Consider the following 21,763-nt stretch of genomic DNA (forward strand, 5'->3'; position numbering starts at 1 on the left):
TTAAACAAATTAGTATATAAAACTAGGTACATATAAATCCTACATACTATTTAATCTACGAATAACATAAAAAACTGTTGAAATGGAGCGAGTTGTTAAAAAAAGCTTGAAAAAGTGCGCTATCCTGAATTTTATAATGGGTGTTTCTCATAATGTTGAAAAATATATACTGTTGTATTCAGTTAATTGTTTCCCTATTATTAGATTTACATTGTCTTGTCACTGCCTAATTATGTCTTAATAAAAAGTTTTTAAATGAATATTGTAAAAATTAACTAATAATTTCATTGTTAAAAAATTTTGATTTAAAAATTATTTACATGGGACTAATTACTTTTATATGCATAAAAGTGCTATTAAAAAAAAGAATTATTTAATTATTAAACTCTAGATTTATAATACAATTGCTTCCTCAATTTATTGTAAAAAATGTACTTTTCATATTAAATAGGAATGTAAAGTTTAAGACTCTTTAGAAGGTTGTTTATATTAATTTTATCAAAAAAGGGTAATGATAACATTTATAGAGGTTATATGCGTTTTTGTTTTGTAAATTGTTACTAATTATTTTTTGCTAATTAATCACAAAATTATTTTCATAAATGAAAAACTTACTATTGGTTCGCCATGCAAAATCAAGTTGGGAAGCTCCAATGCATGATAAGGAACGGGGGCTGACTTGTCAAGGCGTAAAGGATGCTAATCTTGTTTCTACTCATGTAAAAGATTTAATTCCTAAAACATACATAATTTGGAGTAGTTCTGCCATAAGAGCAGCCAATACAGCTTTAATTTTTGCTCAAAATATTTTATATCCCATTGAAAATATTGTTTACAAAGACGATCTTTATACTTTTGATGAAAATGAACTAGAGAAAGTTATCAAATCATGTAATAATGTTTTTGAAAGTGTTATTATTTTCGGTCATAACGCAGCAATTACAGATTTTGTTAATAAATTTGGAGATATTTATATTGAAAATGTTCCTACAGCTGGTTTTGTTTCATTAAAATTTGATATTGATAATTGGAAAGATTTAAAGAAAGGTAAGATTAAAAAAATAATATTCCCCAAAGATTTAAGATGAATAAAGTATTAGAATATAAATATATTGACAGAGAAAAAAGTTGGTTGGCTTTCAACGCTAGAGTTCTTCAAGAAGCTGGTGATCACTCAGTCCCATTGCTAGACAGATTGCGTTTTTTAGGTATTTTTTCAAATAACTTAGATGAGTTTTTTAGAGTTCGTTTTGCGGCCATTAGACGATTAAGTTTGACTGGTATAACAGGGGAAAAATATCTAGGTGGTATATCAGCTCAACAATTAGTCAAAGATATTACAGAGATCGTTATTCAGCAACAATCAGAAAGTTTACGAATCTTAAATATTATTGAAAGTGAGTTAGAGACTAAAAATATCTTCATTATAACGGAAACCGATATTACTATTGAACAAGAAATTTTTCTAAAAGATTTTTTTATTCAAAAAGTAAGCCCGGAATTAGTAACCATTATCTTAAATGATTTGGCAGAGTTTCCAGTATTAAAAGATACTTCTGGATATTTAGCGATCAAATTGGTTATGAATAAAAATTCAGAAGTACGATATGCTGTAATTGAAATTCCTAAAACCATCAACCGCTTTGTTGTTTTACCGTCCAATAATGAAAAACAATATATCATCCTTTTGGATGATGTAATCAGGCATAACTTGAGCAATATTTTTAATATTTTTGATTATCAGAGTGTTTCGGCTCACATGATAAAAATCACTAGAGATGCTCAACTTGACATTGATAGTGATTTAAGTAAAAGTATGATTGAAAAAATATCATTAAGTGTAAAAGACAGAAGAATTGGTGAGCCGGTGCGTTTTATTTACGACCAGTTAATTGAAGAAGATACATTACAATTTTTTCTAGACAAAATGAAAATTGTATCAACAGATAGTATTATTCCTGGTGGACGATACCATAACAGAAGGGATTATATGAATTTTCCAAATCTTGGAAGATATGATTTATTATATCAAACGAATGATCCACTGCCAATTCCAGGATTAAGTCTAGAAGGGAGCATGCTGGAGAAAATAAGTAAAAAGGATTATTTATTAAACGCTCCTTATCAATCCTTCTCGTATCTCACCAAGTTTTTGCGCGAAGCGGCCTTGGATCCTAAAGTAATTTCTATAAAAATTACATTGTATCGATTGGCAAAAAATTCTCAAATCATCAGTTCCCTCATAAATGCTGCTAAGAATGGAAAAAAAGTAACTGTCCAAATCGAATTACAAGCTCGTTTTGATGAAGCTTCAAATATTTCTTATGCGGAACAAATGCAATTAGAAGGAATTGAACTTATTTTTGGAATAAAGGGTCTTAAAGTGCACAGTAAAATATGTGTCATAGAAAGAAATGAAAATGATAAAATAAAACGATATGGGTTTATTTCAACCGGTAACTTCAATGAATCTACCGCTAAAGTATATACTGATGTTACTCTTTTTACAAGTCATCAGCAGATTTTAAAAGACATTATGAGGATATTTGAGTTTTTTGATATTAATTACAGGGTGCATCGCTATAAACATCTCATTGTTTCGCCACATTATACCAGATTGCGATTTGTAAAGTTAATTGATAGAGAAATTATCCATGCACTCGCAGGAAGAAAGACGCATATAAAGTTAAAGATGAATAGTTTGTCTGACTTTGCAATGATAGATAAATTATATGAAGCCAGTAGTGCAGGTGTAAAAGTCCAACTTGAAGTGAGAGGAATATGCTCTTTGATTCCTGGAATCCCTGGAATGAGCGAAAATATAGAGGCAATAAGTATTGTAGATAATTATTTAGAGCATTCCAGGATTTATATTTTTGGAAATGCAGGGCAAACGGAGGTTTACATCTCATCGGCTGATTTCATGACTAGAAATCTCGATGGAAGGGTTGAAGTTACCTGTCCAATTTATGATCAGGAAATAAAAAATGAGCTTATTGATAATTTTGATATCGGTTGGAAAGGAAATGTAAAAGCCCGTTTTCATTCGTATAAATTAGATAATAAATACCGTCCTAGAAATCATAATTCTGTTTTTAGAGCACAATTAGAAACATATAAGTACTATCAAAATAAGCTGACAGTAGTATTGCAAAAAGAAGAAGATGTATAATTATTTATTCAAAATGGAGTGTAATGTGTTTCATTAATTTTATAGTTAATGATTGAATAAAATAATTAGTAAAGAAATAAACGAATTGAAACGAAGATGATTAAAATAAAAAGATATGCTGCAATTGATATAGGTTCTAATGCCATGCGTTTACTGATTGCTAATATTGTGGAGCAGGAGGGAAAAGAACCTCAGTTTAATAAAAGTTCCTTGGTTCGTGTTCCCATTCGTCTTGGTCAGGATGCTTTTACAGTTGGGGAAATTTCAGAAGAGAATATTGAAAGGATGTGTGATGCTATGAAAGCTTTTAATCTTTTAATGAAAGTTCATAAGGTGGAACGGTATATGGCATTTGCTACTTCAGCCATGCGAGAAGCATATAATGGAAAAGAAGTTGTAGCAATAATTAAGAAAAAAGCAGATATAAAAATAGAGATTATCGATGGAAAAAAAGAAGCAGCCATAATAGCTTCAACTGATTTGCATCATTTGTTAAAAACAGATGAAACGTACCTATTTGTAGATGTTGGAGGTGGTAGTACTGAATTTACCCTTTTTGCTAACGGAAGAATGATAAATTCTAGATCTTTCAAAGCAGGGACTGTACGGCTATTAAACAATATGGTTTGCGATGTAGTCTGGGATGAAATTGAAAAATGGATTAAAGTAAATACACAAGAATACGATGATGTTACTTTGATAGGATCTGGAGGAAATATTAATAAGTTATTTAAGATGTCAGGCAAAATACAAGAAAAACCCTTGTCTTACATATACATGAATTCTCAATATGCTTTCTTGAATTCTCTTTCTTACGAGCAAAGAATATCTGAACTAGGGTTAAATCCTGATCGTGCCGATGTTATTGTTCCCGCGATTAGAATTTATCTGAACGCCATGAAGTGGAGTGGAGCACGAAATATTTACGTGCCAAAAATTGGGCTATCAGATGGTATTGTAAAAGCGATGTATTATAATAAAATTTAATTTTTAATAATTAGATTATGCGTCTAAATCTAATCCAAATGTTGTTCGTAATAGTTCAATATTTGGATTTATTTCATGTAGCCTGTTGTATCTGTCCTGGTCGTTGAAGCTTCGTTTGTTTTCATAACTTTCATTTACAACAACAGCTATGGTAATATCATGATTGTGTAAATGACCTTTTAAATATCCTAATAGTCCGTTCAATTCTTTTTCAAAATCTAATTTTGAACCTTCATTAGGTAATTCAATTGTGATAGCATTTCCATTTAATTTAGGGTCGTTGATGAGTAATAACGATTCCATAATTTTATAACCCTTGTCTCCTAAACGTTGCGCATATTTGTTCCATTGTAATAACATTTCCGTCTCTGTAAAAGATTCAGTAGGCAAATGCAGCACTTCTTTTACAATTCCTTTATTGCTTTCTTCTAATGCTTTTTTGGCACGAATACTTGACAGCGAAAATGCAGATACCTTGGGTTCATTTGAAAACGGAAGATCAATTTTTACTAAAGGAATTAAAACTTCAATAGTAGGTACAATAATTGGAATTGTAGACTCTTTTTCTGTAACTGAAATCTTGATGTTACTTTCTACCTTAGCCTTTGGACTCTCCACAATAGAGTAATCGTTTTTTCTAAAATAAGTAGGCGGAATTATAAATTGGTCAACTTTTTTTTTTCTCCATCAAAAGTGATAGAGGCAAGTTGCATTAAACATAATTCAACTAGAAGACGTTGATTTTGGCTCAGTTTGTATTTTAAATCACAGTCATTTGCTATTTCGATACCTTTTAATAAAAAGTCCTGACTACATTTTTGTGCTTGAACACCGTACATGTGTTGCGCTTGTTCTCCCACTTCTAATAACGATAAAGTAACAGGGGTTTTAGAAACCAGTAAGTCTCTAAAATGCGATGCCAATCCAGATACAAAATGATGCGCATCAAAACCTTTGGCAAGAATATCGTTGAAAGCCATCAATAATTCCGGAATTTTGTTTTCCAGAACTAAATCAGTAATATTAATATAGGTTTCATAATCTAACACATTCAAGTTTTCCGTAACGGCCAGGCGTGTTAGGTCTTTACCACAAAATGAAACTACTCGGTCAAAAATAGACAAAGCATCACGCATGGCGCCATCTGCTTTTTGAGCAATGATGTGTAAAGCATCATCTTCAAAATTCACACCTTGACTGGTAGCCACTTCGGCAAGATGTTCTTTCGCATCTTTTACCGTAATTCTTTTAAAATCAAATATCTGACAACGAGAAAGTATTGTTGGAATGATTTTATGTTTTTCGGTCGTAGCCAAAATAAAAATGGCATGTTTTGGAGGCTCCTCTAATGTTTTCAAAAATGCATTGAAAGCTGCAGAGGACAACATGTGAACCTCATCAATAATATATACTTTGTATTGTCCTGTTTGTGGCGGAATACGAACCTGATCAATTAGATTTCGGATGTCATCAACAGAGTTGTTGGAGGCAGCATCTAATTCGAAAACATTAAAGGCAAAATCTTCATTCGGATCATCATAACCCGGTTGATTGATTTTTCGCGCTAAAATACGAGCACAAGTTGTTTTGCCAACACCACGTGGTCCTGTGAATAAAAGTGCAGAAGCAAGATGGTTGCTTTCTATGGCATTTAGCAGAGTATTAGTAATGGCTTTTTGTCCTACAACATCTTTAAATGTTTGAGGTCGATATTTACGTGCCGATACAACAAATTGTTCCATAGAAATTAATTCGACCACAAATATAGGTTTTGGTAAGTCAAATAACAAGTTCCCAATAACAAAAAATGTAATCTGAATTAAATGATTGAACATCAAAAATTAAAAATAGATTTTATAAAATTTAATCTTAGACTTACGCAATTATTTCTTTATCAAGTAGTTTGAGTAGCGCGTATTCTTCTGGTAGGAATTTAACATTAATTTTTTTGGATTTGTATTGCCAAATAGATCCTTTTTCGAATGCAGCAATAACTGTTGGATGAACATAATATTTTTTACAAACCGATCTTGTATTGCCCAGTTTTAATGCAACTTCATCAATTACTTCGATTATTTTGCGTTTAGATTCTATTTGATTTACAGGTGGTTTTAATTGTTGGAACGTACTTAATGCGTTTACGCTTCCGGACCAAACTCGAAAATCTTTGGCCGTAAAATCTTGGTTTGTGATACTTTTTAAGTAGTTATTTACATCTGCCGAACCAATTGTATGATGCTTTCCTTGCAGGTCATAGTATTGGAATAAATCTTGTCCGGGAATATCTTTACATTTTTGGACTAATGTTGCTAATTTTTTACTTATTAAATTGATTTTGTGCTTGACACCTTTTTTGCCTGTAAATTCAAATCTAATTTTTGAATTTTGAAAGCCGACATGTCTGTCTTGTAAAGTAGTTAGTCCAAAGGACCCGTATAATTTTTTGTATGTTTCATTTCCAATACGAATATTAGTAATCTCTATTAATTTTATTACCAGCGCAATAACCTTTTCGTAAGTTAAATTTTTATTTTTTAAATCTTGTTCCACCTGTTTCCGAATCAAAGGTAAGGCTACAGCAAAACTTTGAATGCGATAAAATTTAGACTGATTTCTAATTTTGTTCCATTGGTTATGATACCGATACTGTTTTCTTCCTTTAGAGTCAATGCCTGTAGCTTGTAAATGGCCGTTTTCATAAGGTGAAATCCATACGTTTTCCCATGCGGGCGGAAGTACTAATTTTGAAATTCGGGTTAAGATTTCAGGATCATTAATTGAATTTTTATTTTGATCAATATAATGATAGGTATTTTTATTTTTAATTCTAAAATACCCTTTACTATAATTTACACAATAGCGCAGGCTTACTGCTTTTGCTGTAATTATGGGATCCCTTCCTATTTTTTCTAGCTTAGATTGTAAGCGGTTCATTGTACTATTGTACTATTATTCAGGACGATTTTCTCTTCCTTTAATTGTCAGTTCATTTAAAACCATTGCGGCACTATTATCAGCAAATGAAGACAGTCCTGCTACAAAAACACCTTTTTCTCCAGTACTGGATTTTATGCCAAAAACGGTAGCTTCATCTCCAGGATCACTTTCTCCTTCATACCGATACAGATGCACAATTTCAAAATCATCTGGACTGTCAATTATCCTTTTTTCTTGAACGTTAAAATCGATTGTAAATCCCTTTTCTTTTAATTCTTCTAATGCTTTAGAAACAGTCGCATAATGATACATTCGCTTGTCCATGATATTTTTTTTAGGAGTTTATTTTATTTAATTAAAGATAAAGTGAGATTAGGTATAAATATTTATATAATTATAGGTAAGTATTGTAAAATTTTTTAGTTTTATTTTTTGGTTTTGTCATAATTAATTATGCGCTGTGAGAATGTTTATTTCATCATTCTCAATTGTAGAGGGTTGTTGATGAATTTAAAAACTTCAATCCAGATAAAGTGTGTTTCTGTACTTTTTTTTGTTGAATCAAAACTTTAAATTTTATCCCCATATCAACCAATAATCTGTAATTCATAAGTGCTTCATGGGCTGCTAACTGTAAATTATTTTGATGTTTCATTAAAGTAATATTTTGATACTCTTTGATGGCTAAACCTAATAAAAATTGTGCTTGATCTACTATTCCGCAACACTCAATTCCATATTCTAAACCCCATTGGGATAAAGCAGAAAAATTGACATGTGTAGTTATGTCTTGTTGTCCAATAAATTGATAGGGATTGTCGTTTTTTTGATGTTTGTGATAACACAATAATGTACCGCAACTTCGACGACTAGTGTATAATTCAGAGGATAGAGATCCATAATCGATGGTAATAATGTATCCTTTTTGTAAGCAACGAGAAACTTCTTTTATCCAAGATACGGCTTGTAAATTGACTTCTGCCCGAAAACCTTTAGGTAATTCTACCTTTAATGTTTCAAAATAATCAATTAGTTCTTTACTGGCAGGTTTTAAAACTTCAACAAAATCTTCTTTGTAATCTACAAATATTTCTTTAAGTTCTTCTTCCATAATAACCTGATGCACAGAAAAATTATCAATTAATTCATTTGATAAAATACAGCCGTTAATTGTAGGAATATCTTGAATAGAGTTGTACCAAATGACTTTTTCTTTCAAATGTCGCTTTTCAATTTCGCGCATGCTAACACTTTTTTCAATAATACAATAGCTTAATGAATTATATAAAGCATTATTATTTTTGAGATAATCTAAAATATCATGACACAACAAACCGGTACCAGCACCATATTCAATAATCTTAAATGGTCCTTTACCTAAATTATTCCACATCTCTTCAATTTGGCGCCCGATCATGGCTCCAAAATCAGCTGAAATATATGGGCTCGTGTAAAAATCTCCATCGGCTCCAATTTTATTTTGTGGGGCACTGTAATAGCCTAATTCTGGATAATACAATGCCATTTCCATAAAATTTTTAAAAGACAGTGGTCCTTCTTTTTTGATTCGCTGTATTATTATTTCGGATAAGTGCATCGCGCTAAAATAATTTATAAGAATTCAAAATAAATTTATGCTTAAAGAATTGATGTTGTATACATTAAAGTTTGCATTGTCCTGCTCCATCGATACATAATTTTTCTAAAAAAAGTGCTGCATCATTATCTGAATTAGCTGAAAATCCCGCTACAAAAACCCCTTTTATACCTGCATTTGAAGTTATTCCATAGACCACAGATTCTTCTGCTGGATCAGTATCACCTTCATAGCGGTATACATGATTTACTTCATAATTGTGTGGATTTGTTTTAATGTCTTCTTGATGAATATTAAAATCATAGGTAAAACCTTTTTCTTTTAAATCCTCTAAAGCTTCCAAAACGGTGGTGTAATGATAAGTTGGTTTCATAAAAAACGATAGATTAATTGTTCTATATAAAGGTAACTAATTTATTATTAAGTCATTATAAAAAGGTCGTTAAACTAAATAGCCTTAAATAGTGTTACACAAAAAAATAGTGTAATTTCGCAGCGCAGACCGCCTTATCGCCGTTTTGAGTAATCAAAAAGGAGGAAAGTCCGGACACCAAAGGGAAGCATAGCGGGTAATACCCGTCGGTACCGATTTATCGGGATTAGGACAAGTGCAACAGAAAGTATGTACAGGTAATGCTGTAGTGAAACCAGGTAAACTCTATGCGGTGAAATATCAAGTATATCAGCATTTAAGGGCTTCTCGTCCGTTGTTGAAGGGTAGGTAGCTTGAGTCTCGCAGTAATGCGGGATCTAGATAAATGATGAGGCTCTAATTTATTGGAGACAGAATCCGGCTTATAGGTCTGCATTTTTTTATTTAAATCCAAATCAAATTTTATTGGAATAAAAGGCTAATTTTTAAAATATTAAAATTAATCTATTGTCATTGATTTAAGTTTCGATCGATACGCTTCAAGTGCAATAGATTTGGATATAAACCCATAATACGTATCATTTTTGAGTACCGGAAGAAATGCAACTTTGGATTTTTCAAACTTATCCATGACGGTTTCCATACTGTCATCTGGAGTGACAATTTCGATAGGCTTCATCATAATTTCTTTTACCAGAGTGTATTTAACCCTATAAGTGTTAAATATTATTTCCCGAATGGTATTAAAATGTACAATTCCTAGAAGTTTATTTTCGTCATCGACAACTGCAAATATGACTTGATTGGAATGGGAAATTAAATCCACTAATTTTTCTAAATTCTCATCGGGAGCAATAGTCAAAAAATCAGTTTGAATGATGGAATTTGTCTCTAATGTAGAGAGGACATTGGTATCTTTATTACTGGTGAATGCATGTCCTTTTTGTGCCAGATTTTTTACATCCATTGAATGTTTCTCAAAACGTTTAGAAATAGCAAAACTGATTGAAGAAACAATCATAAGGGGGATCATTAAGTTATAGCCGCCCGTAATTTCAGCAATAAGAAAAATCGCTGTTAAAGGCGCATGAAACAATCCACTTAAAATCCCTGCCATCCCTACCAATGTAAAATTACTTACGGGTAATTTTGTAAGCCCCGTTAGATTTAAAAGTTTAGAAAAGAAAAAACCAACATACGAACCCAGAAAAAGCGAAGGAGCAAAATTACCACCATTACCGCCACTGCCTAATGTAATTCCTGTCGCAAAAACCTTTATCATCATTGTGCAACCCACAAAAAGTAAAAGGGCCCAACTGTTATTTCTAAAACTGCTGAATAATGTATTCTCCAATAATTGGCCCGGATCATTATCAGATAATGTTTTAATACTTTCATATCCTTCCCCAAAAAGTGTTGGAAAAATAAAAATAAGGATGGCTAAAATTGAAGAACCAAATAACGCTTTTTTATAGGGAGAGAGCTTAAGTCGGGCAAAAAAATGTTCTACTCTTTGAAAATTACGGGAATAATAAACTGAAATGAATCCAGTGAGCAGACCTAATACGATATAGAAAATAATATTGTGATAATCAAAATTTTGCTGTTGTTTGAAGGATAAAAGAATTGCTTCATCCAATGCAATGACAGAAACTAAAGCACCGGTTGCTGCTGCAATCATAATGGGTGTAAAGGCAGCAATACTTACATCAACCAATAACACTTCTATAGCAAACAATACTCCTGCAATTGGTGCATTAAAAGCAGCGGCAATTCCTGCTGCCACTCCACAACCTATCAGTAAAGTTCGGTCTTTGTAACTCAATTTATATTTTTGGGCATAATTAGATCCAAATGCGGCACCAGTAATAACAATAGGACTTTCTAAACCTGCTGAACCTCCCAAACCAACAGTTAATGAGCTTGTGATGATCTGGGCATACATTTGCTTTTTTGGAATAATACTCGCTTTTTTGGCTACGGCATATAAAATCTGTGAAGTTCCTTTTTGTATCGTGCCACCCAAAACTCTTTTGATAACAAAAACGGTAAGTAAAATTCCTATTATTGGTAAAATACTATTGATGAAACCTAATTTCAAAATACTACTTATGTAAGTAGCAAAAGAAAAAACCCAATGGGCAAAAGTCTTTAAAACGATTACGGCAAATGCAGATGAAATACCAACTAAAACGGCGGATAAAAATATAAACTGTTTTGGAGTTAATAAGGATTGCGCTACGGCGATTATTACTTCTAATTTGGATATATATTTTTTGAACATTATAATTTTTTAAAAGGGGTGCAAAACTACTATTATTTTAGTCCTAACAAATGTTTTTTAAAGCTTCTTTTGTGCTTAATGGTTTTAAATTATTTCTGAAAACAAATAGTTTCACAACTTCAGGATTGGTTTTTGCATATTCCCGTAATGCCCAGCCAATTGCTTTTTGGATAAAAAATTCTTTCGAATGTGCTTGTTTTAAGCATGCATAAAAGAGAAGAGCACCATCCGTTTTTTGTTTATACCCTAATTGAAATAAAATAGCACTTCGGTTCAACCACATATTCTCTGAATTTGAAAATCGTTCCATTACGTTTTTTGTCTCCAATGGAAATTCCAATAAATACTCTCCTAAAATGTATTTCGCAATGGTATCCACACTGTCCCACCATGAATTTTTCACAATCAGTTTTTCTATCAGTTGAATATCTTCTTTCTTATAATTTCCTTTGCGTTCTTTTATCAAAATTTCAATGGCACAATAATGAAATTCCCGTTCGTTTTTTGAATATAAAGTTACTGCAATTTCTGCCGTATTTGTTGCAACCTCTAGTTTGTTTTCTTTCCAAATTGCTATAAAAAGACGTCTTCGTTCTTCCGTTTTTATTCCAAAAAAAGAAAAATTATTCTTCATGTATTTTGCCATGGCAAAAGCATTTTCCGGATTCTTATTTTGTTTAAAAGCGTTTTCTAATGCTGTAATAAAATTCATAAATTTTAATTTCAATTCTTTTAAAAACCCATCGCTTTATCATCTCCTCTAAAATCAGCACCACCTTCGAGTTTTTGATTTGGTAAAACTAATATTGCATCTACTTTTCCTATAACAGGTGTCGTTTTTTCATTAATGAGATATCCTTTTGCTTTTAAGGTTTCTAAGGTTGTAGTATCAAATGTATTGGGTTCAAAAGTAATTAAATCCGGTAGCCATTGGTGGTGAAAACGAGGTGCGTTTACTGCTTGTTGCATGCTGAAACGATGCTCATAAACATTTAATATGGTTTGCAATACTGATGTGATAATGGTTGAACCGCCCGGCGAACCCACAACCATAAATAATTTTCCGTTTTTCTCCACAATAGTCGGCGTCATGGAACTCAACATTCGTTTTTGAGGTGCAATACTATTGGCTTCATTTCCGACCAATCCAAACATATTGGGTTCACTTGGTTTGGCACTGAAATCATCCATTTCATTGTTGAGAAAAAATCCCAATTCATCACAATAATATTTGGACCCGTACCCATCATTTAATGTTGTAGTTGACGAAACTGCATTACCAAACTGATCGACAATCGAGTAATGAGTAGTCTCTGTACTTTCATTATAAGTAACTTTTCCTTCTTTTATATCCGACGATAAAGTGGCTTTGTCAAAACTAAAATCCGACATTCTTTGTTTTAAATAATCATCTGCCATTAATGCTTTCAAAGGAATTTTTACAAAATCAGGATCACCCAGATAATAACTTCGGTCTGCATAGGCTCTTCTTTCCGCTTCTACAATAACTTGAATGGCTTCTGTTGAATTATGTCCCATTTTAGCCAAATCATAAGGTGCTATCATTTTGAATAATTCAGCCAGACATATTCCGCCACTGCTAGGTGGAGGCATAGAAATCACCTTTAGATCTTTATAATCAAAAGTGAGTGGCGTTCTCCATTTGGCTTCGTATTGAGCCAAATCTTCCAAAGTGATTATGGCTCCTTTTTCTTGCAGGTATTTAACTAATGTTTTAGCGGTTTCCCCTTTGTAAAATTCAGCTCTGCCATTTTTTGAAATCCTTTTCAACGTAGCAGCCAGCGCAGGATATTGTATAACATCATTTTCTTTAAAAGCAGTTGCAAATAGCGTTTTGTCACCATTTACTTTTATAATTTTATCTCGATAAGTAGCCAATCGGTCTTCTTGTTTTTTGGTAACAACAACACCTCTTTCGGCTAATGCAATCACCGGTTTGAGGATTTCTTCAATAGGCAATGAACCTAGTTTTTCATGAACAGCAAAAACGCCGGCTATGGTTCCGGGAACTCCTATAGCTAGGGGAGATTCAGTACTTTTTCCTTTTATGACGTTTCCTTTTTCGTCAAGAAACATATCTTTTGTAGCTGCCAATGGTGCTTTTTCTCGGTAATCTAATGACCCAATTTCTCCGTTAGCTTTTCGATACACCATAAAACCGCCACCGCCAAGATTTCCAGCAAAAGGGTACGCTACTGCAAGAGCCAATTCGGTTGCCACCATCGCATCAAAAGCATTGCCTCCTTTTCTCATAATTTCAACTCCAATTTTTGAAGCTTCTTCACGTGCCGAAACTACCATTGCTTTATCGGCAACCAATCCTGTGGGCTTAACCATAACGTTTTGGGTTTTACAACCAATAGTAAGAACACTCAATAGAATAATAATTTTTTTCATTCGAATATTATAAATTTAAAAACCAACGGCTTTATTATCTCCTCTTTTATCAGCACCACCTTCGAGTTTGCCATCCTGTAAAACTAATATTGCATCAACTTCACCAATAATTTCTTTGTTTTTTTCATTAATTAGGTATCCTTTTTTCTTCAAATTATTTAATAATTGTTTATCGAAGGAATTGGGTTCAAACGTAATTTCATCGGGTAACCATTGATGGTGAAAACGTGGAGCATTTACTGCTTCTTGCATGCTCATATTAAATTCATATACATTTAATATTGTCTGTAAAACCGATGTAATTATAGTTGAACCTCCCGGAGTGCCCAAAACCATGAACAGTTTATCATTTTTTTCGACAATGGTTGGTGTCATGGAACTCAACATTCTTTTTCCCGGTATAATACTGTTAGCGGTACTTCCTGTCAATCCATATAAGTTCGGCACTCCTGGTTTGGCACTGAAATCATCCATTTGATTATTCAAAAAGAACCCTAATTCGTCGCAATATATTTTAGAACCATAATTGTCATTCAAAGTAGTAGTTACTGATACTGCATTACCTTTTGAATCTACAATAGAATAATGTGTGGTTTGTTTGCTTTCGTAACCTTTAATTTCTCCATGGGCAATATCCGAAGATCTAGAAGCTTTATCGAATGAAAAATCACTCATTCTTTGTTCTAAATACGATGGACTTAGTAATTCTTTTATAGGAAGTTTTACAAAATCTGGATCACCCAAAAAATAATTCCTGTCGGCATAGGCTCTTCGTTCTGCTTCTGTAATTACCTGAATCGTTTTTAAGCTGTTGTGGCCCATTTGTGATAGGTTGAAAGGCTCAATCATTTTCATGATTTGATTCAAACAAATTCCGCCACTACTGGGTGGCGACATCGAGGTGATTTTTAAATTTTTATACTGAAAAGTAATTGGAGTTCTCCATTTTGCATCATAACTATTTAAATCCTCTAACGTAGCATTTCCGCCCTTTTTAACGAGAAAAGCTACTAACCTTTGAGCAGTTTCCCCTTTGTAAAATTCATCCCGACCGTTTTTGGCAATTCTTTTTAATGTTGCCGCTAAAGCGACGTATTTTATAGTGTCATTTTCTTTATATACTTTAGAAAATAAACTGTTTTTACCATTGCTTTTTATAAAGGAAGCTCTATAATATGCCAAGCTTTCGGCTTGAAATTTAGTGACAACAACGCCTCTTTCAGCCAAGGCAATTACGGGTTTTAGGATTTCACTTATCGGTAAAGAACCGTGTTTTTTGTGTACTTCGAAAATTCCTGCAACAGTACCCGGAATTCCGGATGCCAAAGCGGTTTCTCTGCTTTTTCCCTCGATTACATTTCCTTTTTCGTCCAGAAACATATCTTTTGACGCTGCCAAAGTTGCTTTTTCTCTATAGTCAATTGCACCGGTTTCACCATTTGCTTTTCTAAAAACCATGAAACCACCTCCGCCAATATTTCCCGCCTGTGGATGTGAAACCGCCAAAGCTAGTTCAGTGGCAACCATAGCATCAAAAGCATTCCCGCCTTTTTTCATGATTTCAAGCCCAATTTGCGAAGCTTCTTCTCGAGCGGAGACCACCATCGCTTTTGAGGCTACTAAACCAGTTGGTTCAACAGTTTTGTCATTCGATTTGCAACCCAAAACGGCAAAGGCAAGTAGAAAAAGTATTTTTTTCATAAAGTCATTATTTTAGTATTCGAAAATTGGATTAATTCTTGGAAGAAATTAGTAAACTCTTTTTCGAATTCTATATAAAATTCAGAAAGTTCATTGGTCGCAAATCGCATTTTCGATTCGTTTTTAGTGCGTTGGTCCATTTGTGTCAAAATTCGATTAATTCCGTCTACCGTTTGATAGCTCACTAACCAATTGTGTTCAATCATATAGGGCAACATTCCTTTAGTTCTTTCGGATAAATTGATATGGTTATCTTGTAAAGATCGGTAAAAACGTTGTACAAAATGGTCTAGTTTTTCATCAGAATAAATACTCCAGTTTTTAGCCAAAAAATGATCGTAAAAAACATCTACAATTACACCGGCATAATGGTGGTAATTTTCATGTAACCTTTTGGTACTTTGTCTAAAAACGGGATGCGCATCAGTAAAAGTATCAATGGCGCGATGCAGGATAATTCCTTTTTGAATTTCTAAAGGGTAACTTTCAAAATGTTTTCCACGAATTCCGTCAGCCATGAAATTGCCAATTTTGATTAAATCATTATCACCGGAAAGATAGATGTGTGCTAGAAAATTCATTCGCCTAATTTAGGTATTTAAATGATGAATTTTGAATTCTAAATGACTTTTATAAAGTGTCAATTATTATATTTGTAAGCAATTTATACTTTATAATACAAAATTTAAAACAAGAATCAATGACTTTAATAAAATCAATATCAGGAATTCGGGGAACAATAGGAGGAAAAGTTGGGGATAACCTGACGCCTGTTGACGCGGTAAAATTTGCTTCAGCGTACGGAACTTGGCTAAAAAAGTATATCGGAAAAGAAAAAATTACGGTTGTTGTAGGTCGTGATGCCCGGATTTCAGGACCAATGATTCACAACTTGGTGGTGAATACTTTAATTGGTTTAGGAATTGATGTGATTGATTTAGGTCTGTCTACTACACCTACGGTTGAAGTGGCAGTGCCTTTAGAAAAAGCCGAGGGTGGAATTATCCTTACTGCTTCGCACAATCCTAAACAATGGAATGCCTTGAAATTATTGAATGAAAAAGGAGAATTCCTGAATGGAGAAGAAGGGCTTAAAATTCTTGAAATTGCAGAAGCGGAAGCTTTTCATTTTTCGGATGTGGATGATTTAGGAGTCATTATGATTAACGATGCCTATATGGATATACATATTGATGAAGTCTTGAATTTACCATTAGTGGATGTGGATGCAGTAAAAGCAGCTAAATTCAAAGTAGTGGTTGATGGTGTAAATTCTTCAGGGGGAATTATTATTCCAAGATTACTGGAATTAATGGGCGTTGAAGTAGTAGAATTATACTGTGAACCTAACGGTCATTTCCCGCACAATCCGGAACCTTTAAAAGAACATTTGACGGATATTTCAGAATTAGTAGTTAAAGAAAAAGCCGATTTAGGTATCGTGGTAGATCCCGATGTGGATCGTTTGGCTTTCATTTGTGAAGACGGTGAAATGTTTGGAGAGGAATATACTTTGGTGGCTTGTGCTGATTATGTTTTGAGTAAAACACCAGGAAACACCGTTTCAAATATGTCTTCTTCTCGTGCCTTGCGTGATGTTACCAACTTACATAACGGAAGCTATGAAGCCAGTGCGGTAGGTGAGGTGAATGTAGTAGAATTGATGAAAAAAAATAATGCCGTAATCGGTGGTGAAGGAAACGGCGGTATCATTTATCCAGAATTGCATTACGGACGTGATAGTTTGGTAGGTGTAGCCTTATTTTTGACGCATTTGGCCAACAAAAAAATGACAGTTTCTGCTTTGCGAGCTTCGTATCCTGAATATTATATGAGCAAAAATAAAATTGAATTGACACCACAAATTGATGTTGATGCGATTCTTGTTGCCATGACAGAGAAATATAAAAATGAAGACATAACCACTGTTGACGGCGTAAAAATTGATTTTGCTGAAAATTGGGTTCACCTAAGAAAATCGAATACAGAACCAATAATTCGTATTTACACCGAAGCGGCTTCTCAAGAAAAAGCAGATACTTTAGCACTAAGAATTATAGACGAAATAAGAGCTGTGGCAGGTATATAATATCTCTTTTCTTTCAAGAACTAAACCCTTTCAAATTCCTTTTTGAAAGGGTTTTTTATAAAAACATAAGCTTTAGAATTAAAAATTAACTCTAAAGCTTATGTTTGGCGTTAAGCCCAGCGATTTGTTATTTACTTGAATAGCATCATTAGTATTATTTGGATTGACTTTGTAATACCTATTGATACTATTATCTTGATTGGTACTATTAATTACACCAGCAGTAACCGAAGCTTTAATAGATTCCGAAAGGTTAAAATTATAATTTAAAGAAGTATCTAAACGCATGAAATTATCAAGATTTTCATTGTTTGGAGCACCATAGTTTACCAGTGTAGTGTTGCCGCTTTGTATGGTTTCGTTTCCATCAATTGGTTTTGTATACGGCTGACCATTTCTCCACATACCACCAACCGCTATTTTTAGATTTTTAAGGATATTGTAATAAAATCCAATTGATACAGAATGTCGTATGTCTACATTATTTGGAAAAGCTGAGGGTGTAAAAGTATCAAATTCATAGTCGTTTGTACTAAACGTATAACTTACCCAAACGCTATAGTGACGCGCTGTTTTATTGGCTAAAAATTCAAAACCTTTTGCGGTGTAACTTCCATTCGCATTAGAAAACTGAAAGTTGTTATAAAAACCTTGATTAGAAGCTGTTATTCCATCTACTGTTTTATAAAATCCTGTAGCTTCAATATTGAGTTTGTTTTTATTAAATTCGACTCCAAAAGAACCTTGTTTACTGATTGCAATTGGAATGTCTTTATCGTTAACTAAAACCCAACGCCTTTTTTCGACTCCTAAAAAATCGTCTTCAAAGTCTACAATTTGTGTAGTTGTTTGATTTTTGAATTCGCCTTCTAATTTTAAAGCAAATTGATTTGATATTTGCTGTCTAATATTTATTCTAGGTTCTACTATAAATTTTTCAAATTTTTGAAAATAATTCAAACGCATTCCAACGCGTAAATACGTATTGTTCTTTTTGTATTCGGCTTCCGAAAATAAAGCATGATTCAGTAAAACATCTTTAATCGTACTGGAATAGAGTGGAGTACTAACAGTAGTTTGATTTAACATTCCCGTTTCATTAAATTGGTAGCCGAACAAGAAATTTAAATGGGCGTTTGTTTTGTAAATGGCATTTAATTTAACTCCAGTTTCCAGTACCTCATTAGCGTCTGTTAAAAGCTGATCCCTTTCAAGCCGGTAATCACTAGCGTTAATATTGTATCTGGAAAAGTAAGTAATAAAGTCTGTACTCCATTTTGAATTCCATATGGCTCTCCAATTTCCTCCGTAACCAATGTTTTTCTGGGATAAATTACTGATTTTAGATTCGGTTTGGTTTGAATTTGTAATGCGGCTTTCTGAATAATCCAACGCGTTATTGATACCAATAATATTTGCTCTAAATTGATGTTTTTCACTCCAGTCAAAAAGTAATTTAGCCGTATAATCATAAAAATAAAAATCAGAAGCCGTATTATTTTGATCACTATCCACATTGATTTCAGTATCTTGAAAACTACGATCAAAATATTTAGTGTAAGTTGGTGATTTAAACAAATCAGTAATGGAACGACGTCCCGAAATATGTAATTCTAATTTTTTAGTTATCGGAATTTCTAAAAAAGCATCAGTACTTATTAGGTTTATTCCTCCGCCACCTGAAAAAACAGTTGTAACATCGTCTTTGGTTTGCATGTTTATAGTGCTGGAAACCCCATCGCTATATGCTGCACTTGTTCCGTTTTTACTAACAATAACTTTACTGGTAAGATTGGGGTTGTAAGCGGATATTAACCCGAAGAAATGACCGGAATGATACATTTTAATATTATCCCAAAGCACTAAATTCTGGTCATTAGTTCCGCCGCGCACGTTGATATTTGCAATGCTTTCATTGGTGCTTTCAATCCCGGGAAGCGCTTGTATGGATTGCAAAATATCAGGTTCTATTAATCCAGGAAGAATTCCGAATTTTTTAGTGTTTAAAACGGTGCTTCCATCCAGGTATTTTTGTAATCCGGAGGTTAAATAAACAGGTATTAAAACTTGATTTAACTCTTCGTTTTTTGTGGAAAGAACAATTTCTTTGCAATTATTTTGTGTTGAAAATAACTCATTTGCTGAAAACTGTCTGGATTCAAAACCCAAATAGGATATGGTTAGCGTTGCATTGATAGGAATATTTTGTAAAATGAATTTCCCATTTTCATCGCTTATCTCTCTCTTTCCAATATTGTTTACAAGGATGGAAGCGCCACTTAAGCGCGATTTTTTTTCGTTGGTTACAACTATAGCGCAAATGGATATTGTTTTATTTATGATTGATACGGTAACATATCGATTGTCTAAAGCTTTGAAATTTAAAAGAGTTTTCGAGTTTAGGTAATCAATAGTTTCTTGTAATGTAAAAGAAGCATTTGGTTTGTCAATTTTAATGGTGGCAACATCTTCAACGGCGTAGGAGAACTTAATATTAAATTGTTTTTCGAGGGAAATAATAATGGCAGTCAAAGGTATTTTTTTAGCGGTATTTTGTCCGTGACAAATACTGCAAATGCAAATTAACAGTGAAATTAGCCATTTATTGAACACCATAGTTGTAAAATATAATAGTTTTTCCTTCAATTCTGTAACTTAATTTAAGTGGAATTGTGACCGCCTGAAGCGCTATTTCTTTGTCAGTATGTGTAAAACTTCCCGTAAAGAGTTTTGCAGTATCCACACCTTTCACTTTAATTTTTACATCATATTGACGCTCCAGTTCTGCAATAACCTGATCTAAAGGAATCTTATTAAAACTTGATTCTTGTTGAATCCACGAAGGGTTTTGGGTATTAAAATCTTCAACATTTTCAATAATACCATTTATAACCCGGAAGGTTTTTCCAGGAGGTAACGTAATAGTTTCGTTATTATACGTTACACTCACCAAACCTTCGTAACAATTTACTTCAAAATAGTTTTTGCGTTCTTTTACGTTAAATTGTGTCCCTAAAACGGTAACAACTCCCACAGGTGTGTTTACACTAAAAGTTTGCCCTTTCTCCACTTTAAAAAATGCTTCTCCTTCTAACGTTAAAGCTCTTTTTTCAGCCCAATTTTTTTCGTTAAAACTTAATTTTGAATCGGCATTTATTATCACTTCAGAATTATCCGGTAACGTTACTGATTTTGTTTGCGCAATTTTGGTCTTAAAAGAGGTAATGTTATTAAAAAACAAGAAATAAGAAGAGGTTAATAGAATAACTAGAACAGCGGCTACTTTGTAAAATGTTTTGAAATTTAAGGTTCGTACTTTTGTTTTCTTTTTAGAATGGTTTCTAATCTTAAAAGCTTCCAAAGCAGCGTGGGCATCTACTTTTGGAATTTCTAATTGTGATGCATAATGAGCAATCTTTTCAAGTGTTTTCAAATCTTCTGATTGTTTCAAATCTTCAATTTCTTCGCTTGAAAGCTCATTATTTAACCATTTTAATATCTCTTTCTCGTTTTTCATTTTATATCTCTATGTTTATAAGACAACTAACTTTTAAATTACCCTATAACTAAATAACTAATTATATATTCTCTATTTGGGTTCTTAATAGTTGTAGCGCTCCAGACATTCTTTTTTCTACTGTTTTTTGAGAAACACCGAGTAACTCCGCTATTTCTCGGTATTTTTTTCCGTCTATTCGATTTAATAAAAATACTTCCCGCTGTGCTTCACTTAATGATGCGATAGCTTTTGTGAGTTTAAGTTTGAATTCGTCTTCTTCGAATAGATATTCGGGACTTTGATTATTGGTGTCTAAGTTAGGCGCATCTTTAGCATACTTCAATACTACTTTTTGATGTTTTATGTTATTTAGAAATAAATTATTAATGCTGGTAAACAAGTAGGTTTTGACTTTACTAAAGTCGATTTTGGAACAATTCTCCCAAATTTTAGTAAACGCATCTTGTACTAAATCTAATGCAGCTTCATTATCACCACATTTGTAATATGCAAAATTATTTGCTGATTGTACGTGCTTTAGGTAAAAGTCTCTAAAATGATTTTCGTCGCAAAGGGTACTTTTTTCGTCGCTCATTGAGTATTAATTCTTTTTTTTAGGTTGTAAATGTAAATTATTTTTTCAAAAAGCAGTTGGGTTAATTATAATTGCTTTTTCCTGAAAAATATTTTAATTTTTAAGTTATTG

The 21,763-nt window shown here is 32.9% G+C and carries 18 protein-coding genes and 1 other RNA gene; 5 read left to right on the forward strand and 14 right to left on the reverse strand.

Features of this window, described 5'->3' with window-relative positions; genetic code table 11:
* Positions 1-602 precede the first annotated feature (602 nt).
* The 3 genes from AC0608_RS06520 to AC0608_RS06530 all read left to right on the forward strand — a co-directional run bounded on the left by AC0608_RS06520 (position 603) and on the right by AC0608_RS06530 (position 4,159).
* The gene (locus AC0608_RS06520; protein WP_417961711.1) at positions 603-1,088 is read left to right on the forward strand and encodes a SixA phosphatase family protein; all 486 of its coding nucleotides are present in this window, start codon (positions 603-605) and stop codon (positions 1,086-1,088) included.
* Positions 1,085-3,172, forward strand: a complete 2,088-nt coding sequence (gene ppk1 / locus AC0608_RS06525) for a polyphosphate kinase 1 (protein WP_478288516.1) — start codon at positions 1,085-1,087, stop codon at positions 3,170-3,172. Before AC0608_RS06520 ends, ppk1 begins: the two co-directional genes overlap by 4 nt.
* A 96-nt stretch (positions 3,173-3,268) precedes the next feature.
* Positions 3,269-4,159 carry a Ppx/GppA phosphatase family protein gene (locus AC0608_RS06530; protein ID WP_417961707.1) on the forward strand — a complete coding sequence of 297 codons (891 nt, stop codon included), beginning with the start codon at positions 3,269-3,271 and terminating at the stop codon, positions 4,157-4,159.
* Positions 4,160-4,174: 15 nt separating this feature from the next.
* Here the strand turns inward: AC0608_RS06530 and AC0608_RS06535 are convergent, their stop codons facing one another.
* From AC0608_RS06535 to AC0608_RS06560, 6 genes are all read right to left on the reverse strand, one after another.
* A complete protein-coding gene (locus AC0608_RS06535; RefSeq protein WP_478288517.1) occupies positions 4,175-4,777 on the reverse strand; it encodes a DUF8439 domain-containing protein in 603 nt (200 codons plus the stop codon).
* Positions 4,778-4,815: 38 nt separating this feature from the next.
* A complete protein-coding gene (gene dnaX / locus AC0608_RS06540; RefSeq protein WP_478288878.1) occupies positions 4,816-5,901 on the reverse strand; it encodes a DNA polymerase III subunit gamma/tau in 1,086 nt (361 codons plus the stop codon).
* 133 nt (positions 5,902-6,034) lie between these two features.
* Positions 6,035-7,093, reverse strand: coding sequence for a DNA topoisomerase IB (locus AC0608_RS06545; RefSeq protein WP_478288518.1), 1,059 nt, complete (start codon positions 7,091-7,093; stop codon positions 6,035-6,037).
* A gap of 15 nt (positions 7,094-7,108) precedes the next feature.
* Entirely contained in the window at positions 7,109-7,420 is a 312-nt protein-coding gene (locus tag AC0608_RS06550) for a hypothetical protein (protein WP_417961699.1), read from the reverse strand.
* A gap of 160 nt (positions 7,421-7,580) precedes the next feature.
* On the reverse strand, positions 7,581-8,621 hold the full coding sequence (locus AC0608_RS06555; RefSeq protein ID WP_478288519.1) for a class I SAM-dependent methyltransferase: 1,041 nt from the start codon (positions 8,619-8,621) through the stop codon (positions 7,581-7,583).
* 136 nt (positions 8,622-8,757) lie between these two features.
* A complete protein-coding gene (locus AC0608_RS06560; RefSeq protein WP_417990470.1) occupies positions 8,758-9,066 on the reverse strand; it encodes a hypothetical protein in 309 nt (102 codons plus the stop codon).
* Between the two features lie 121 nt (positions 9,067-9,187).
* Between AC0608_RS06560 and rnpB the strand changes: the two genes are divergently transcribed.
* Positions 9,188-9,507: RNase P RNA component class A (rnpB, locus tag AC0608_RS06565), an RNA gene on the forward strand.
* 58 nt (positions 9,508-9,565) lie between these two features.
* Here rnpB and AC0608_RS06570 read toward each other — a convergent pair.
* The 5 genes from AC0608_RS06570 to AC0608_RS06590 are packed head-to-tail and all read right to left on the reverse strand — an operon-like array spanning position 9,566 to position 16,050.
* Positions 9,566-11,350, reverse strand: coding sequence for a chloride channel protein (locus tag AC0608_RS06570; protein WP_478288520.1), 1,785 nt, complete (start codon positions 11,348-11,350; stop codon positions 9,566-9,568).
* Between the two features lie 43 nt (positions 11,351-11,393).
* Positions 11,394-12,062, reverse strand: coding sequence for a DNA alkylation repair protein (locus AC0608_RS06575; RefSeq protein WP_478288521.1), 669 nt, complete (start codon positions 12,060-12,062; stop codon positions 11,394-11,396).
* 20 nt (positions 12,063-12,082) lie between these two features.
* Positions 12,083-13,768, reverse strand: a complete 1,686-nt coding sequence (ggt, locus tag AC0608_RS06580) for a gamma-glutamyltransferase (protein ID WP_478288522.1) — start codon at positions 13,766-13,768, stop codon at positions 12,083-12,085.
* A gap of 15 nt (positions 13,769-13,783) precedes the next feature.
* Positions 13,784-15,469: a gamma-glutamyltransferase gene (ggt, locus tag AC0608_RS06585; RefSeq protein WP_478288523.1), complete on the reverse strand. Its 1,686-nt coding sequence runs from the start codon at positions 15,467-15,469 to the stop codon at positions 13,784-13,786.
* Complete coding sequence (locus AC0608_RS06590) at positions 15,466-16,050, reverse strand: acyl carrier protein phosphodiesterase (protein WP_417961685.1); 585 nt, start codon at positions 16,048-16,050, stop codon at positions 15,466-15,468. Before AC0608_RS06590 ends, ggt (AC0608_RS06585) begins: the two co-directional genes overlap by 4 nt.
* A 119-nt stretch (positions 16,051-16,169) precedes the next feature.
* On the opposite strand from AC0608_RS06590, the gene glmM reads away from it, so the two are divergent.
* Positions 16,170-17,558 carry a phosphoglucosamine mutase gene (gene glmM / locus AC0608_RS06595; RefSeq protein ID WP_478288524.1) on the forward strand — a complete coding sequence of 463 codons (1,389 nt, stop codon included), beginning with the start codon at positions 16,170-16,172 and terminating at the stop codon, positions 17,556-17,558.
* A 78-nt stretch (positions 17,559-17,636) separates the two neighbouring features.
* Here the strand turns inward: glmM and AC0608_RS06600 are convergent, their stop codons facing one another.
* The 3 genes from AC0608_RS06600 to AC0608_RS06610 form a co-directional block, all read right to left on the reverse strand.
* Positions 17,637-20,090, reverse strand: coding sequence for a TonB-dependent receptor (locus AC0608_RS06600; protein WP_478288525.1), 2,454 nt, complete (start codon positions 20,088-20,090; stop codon positions 17,637-17,639).
* Between the two features lie 70 nt (positions 20,091-20,160).
* Positions 20,161-21,075: a FecR family protein gene (locus AC0608_RS06605; RefSeq protein WP_478288526.1), complete on the reverse strand. Its 915-nt coding sequence runs from the start codon at positions 21,073-21,075 to the stop codon at positions 20,161-20,163.
* Between the two features lie 61 nt (positions 21,076-21,136).
* Positions 21,137-21,652 (reverse strand): RNA polymerase sigma factor, encoded by a 516-nt coding sequence (locus tag AC0608_RS06610; protein WP_478288527.1) that lies wholly within the window; start codon positions 21,650-21,652, stop codon positions 21,137-21,139.
* Between the last annotated feature and the right edge of the window lie 111 nt (positions 21,653-21,763).

The organism is Flavobacterium sp. GNP008, from assembly GCF_056428965.1.

Bases quoted from the DNA above. Each gene is read 5' to 3' on its own strand.
- glmM (WP_478288524.1), top strand. From the start codon at position 16,170: ATGACTTTAATAAAATCAATATCAGGAATTCGGGGAACAATAGGAGGA.
- ggt (WP_478288522.1), bottom strand. From the start codon at position 13,768: ATGAAAAAAATTATTATTCTATTGAGTGTTCTTACTATTGGTTGTAAA.
- AC0608_RS06590 (WP_417961685.1), bottom strand. From the start codon at position 16,050: ATGAATTTTCTAGCACACATCTATCTTTCCGGTGATAATGATTTAATC.
- AC0608_RS06560 (WP_417990470.1), bottom strand. From the start codon at position 9,066: ATGAAACCAACTTATCATTACACCACCGTTTTGGAAGCTTTAGAGGAT.
- AC0608_RS06605 (WP_478288526.1), bottom strand. From the start codon at position 21,075: ATGAAAAACGAGAAAGAGATATTAAAATGGTTAAATAATGAGCTTTCA.
- AC0608_RS06530 (WP_417961707.1), top strand. From the start codon at position 3,269: ATGATTAAAATAAAAAGATATGCTGCAATTGATATAGGTTCTAATGCC.
- AC0608_RS06550 (WP_417961699.1), bottom strand. From the start codon at position 7,420: ATGGACAAGCGAATGTATCATTATGCGACTGTTTCTAAAGCATTAGAA.
- AC0608_RS06575 (WP_478288521.1), bottom strand. From the start codon at position 12,062: ATGAATTTTATTACAGCATTAGAAAACGCTTTTAAACAAAATAAGAAT.
- dnaX (WP_478288878.1), bottom strand. From the start codon at position 5,901: ATGGAACAATTTGTTGTATCGGCACGTAAATATCGACCTCAAACATTT.
- AC0608_RS06570 (WP_478288520.1), bottom strand. From the start codon at position 11,350: ATGTTCAAAAAATATATATCCAAATTAGAAGTAATAATCGCCGTAGCG.
- AC0608_RS06610 (WP_478288527.1), bottom strand. From the start codon at position 21,652: ATGAGCGACGAAAAAAGTACCCTTTGCGACGAAAATCATTTTAGAGAC.
- AC0608_RS06555 (WP_478288519.1), bottom strand. From the start codon at position 8,621: ATGGCATTGTATTATCCAGAATTAGGCTATTACAGTGCCCCACAAAAT.
- ggt (WP_478288523.1), bottom strand. From the start codon at position 15,469: ATGAAAAAAATACTTTTTCTACTTGCCTTTGCCGTTTTGGGTTGCAAA.
- AC0608_RS06520 (WP_417961711.1), top strand. From the start codon at position 603: ATGAAAAACTTACTATTGGTTCGCCATGCAAAATCAAGTTGGGAAGCT.
- AC0608_RS06545 (WP_478288518.1), bottom strand. From the start codon at position 7,093: ATGAACCGCTTACAATCTAAGCTAGAAAAAATAGGAAGGGATCCCATA.
- ppk1 (WP_478288516.1), top strand. From the start codon at position 1,085: ATGAATAAAGTATTAGAATATAAATATATTGACAGAGAAAAAAGTTGG.